The organism is Nguyenibacter vanlangensis (assembly GCF_013376155.1).
Classification (GTDB): Bacteria; Pseudomonadota; Alphaproteobacteria; order Acetobacterales; family Acetobacteraceae; genus Gluconacetobacter; species Gluconacetobacter vanlangensis.
Genome location: NZ_JABXXP010000733.1, coordinates 1 through 1,340, shown reverse-complemented (window position 1 = coordinate 1,340; position 1,340 = coordinate 1). Strand labels below are relative to the sequence as shown.

General features: G+C 68.7%; 2 protein-coding genes. One reads left to right on the top strand and one right to left on the bottom strand.

All coding sequences use genetic code 11. The features are described 5' to 3' along the window. Positions 1–482, bottom strand: a 482-nt coding sequence (locus tag HUK84_RS18525) for a hydantoinase/oxoprolinase N-terminal domain-containing protein (protein ID WP_281362862.1), incomplete at its 3' end; no start/stop codon positions are given. A 77-nt stretch (positions 483–559) separates the two neighbouring features. On the opposite strand from HUK84_RS18525, the gene HUK84_RS18520 reads away from it, so the two are divergent. Continuing rightward, a complete protein-coding gene (locus HUK84_RS18520) occupies positions 560–1,135 on the top strand; it encodes a winged helix DNA-binding protein (protein WP_246285772.1) in 576 nt (191 codons plus the stop codon). Positions 1,136–1,340 lie beyond the last annotated feature (205 nt).

Genomic DNA, 1,340 nt, shown 5'->3' with positions numbered 1-1,340 from the left:
GCGATCGCCTCGGCCCCGGCGGCGCGCAGATGCGGCACCAGGGCGCGCACCGCCGCCTCGTCCAGCGGGCGTTGCACGCGCCCCAGGGCATCCATGCGTTCGGGCACGGCAAAGCGGTGAGGCCGCGCCACCAGCGGCACGGGCTTGCGGATCATGATGTCGTACTGGTCGAACCGGCTTTCCGTGCCGATTTCCAGAATGTCCCGGAATCCCTCGGTACCGACCAGCATCGTCCGCGCGCCGCGCCGCTCGATGATCGCATTGGTCGCCAGCGTCGTGCCGTGCACGAAGACCGCGACATCGGAAAAATCGAGCCCGGCATCGGCCAGCACCAGGCCGATGCCGGTCATCACCCCGTCCTCGGGCGCGGCGGGCGTGGTCAGGACCTTGCGCGTCCGGCGCCCCTGCGGCGTTTCCAGCACGATGTCGGTAAAGGTGCCGCCGATATCGGCCGCCAGGCGAACGGATGATGGGGGGGACATGCCATGCCTCCAGCTTCGGGTTAGGATAGGGCCAGGCGCCGGCTGACGGCACCGGACCGACAGCAGCGAGGCCGCCCATGACCAAGACGAAATCCCCCCGGCGCATGACGGACGACCACGCGGCGGATTCGCGCGCCACGGCCACGGAACGCGCCTTCATCGTCTCGTCCTCGCATCTCGCCAGTCCGGGCCATGAGGATCTCAGCGAATTCGAATTCGCGCTGACGGTGGTCAATCACGCCTTCCAGCGCTGGGTGGTGCGGGGCATGGCGGCGGCGGGCCTGCCCGATCTCTCGCCGCTGGATGCGCTGGTCCTGCACAGCGCCAATCACCGCCACCGGCAGAAAAGCATCTCGGACCTGATGTTCACGCTCAATCTGTCCGAACGCCATTCCCTCAACTACGCGATGAAGAAGCTCGACCGGCTGGGCCTGATCGCCCGCCGGCGCGACGGCAAGGAGGTCTTCGTCGGCACGACCGACAAGGGCCGCGCGGTGTGCGAGGAATATGCCCGCATCCGCCGGATCTGCCTGCTGGAACTGATCCCGCCCGACCGCAGCCCGGGCGGCAGCAGGATCGGCGACGTCGCGAAAGCCCTTCGCGTGCTGACGGGCTTTTACGAACAGGCCTCGCGCTCGGCCTCCTCGCTCTGACGGTCCGAATCCGAAATTCGCGTGCGCGTGTCTCGGGCGGGACATTGGCGGCGGCCGGCGCGGTTCATTCATGGCGGATCGCAAATGCCGGGGCGTGATAGCCGATCGGCGCGCCATCCGCCGCCAGGACGGCCTGCACCACGCCGTCGCGCGGCGCGACGATCGGCAGCAGCGCCGGACCGATTTCCACGAAGCCCAGGATCGT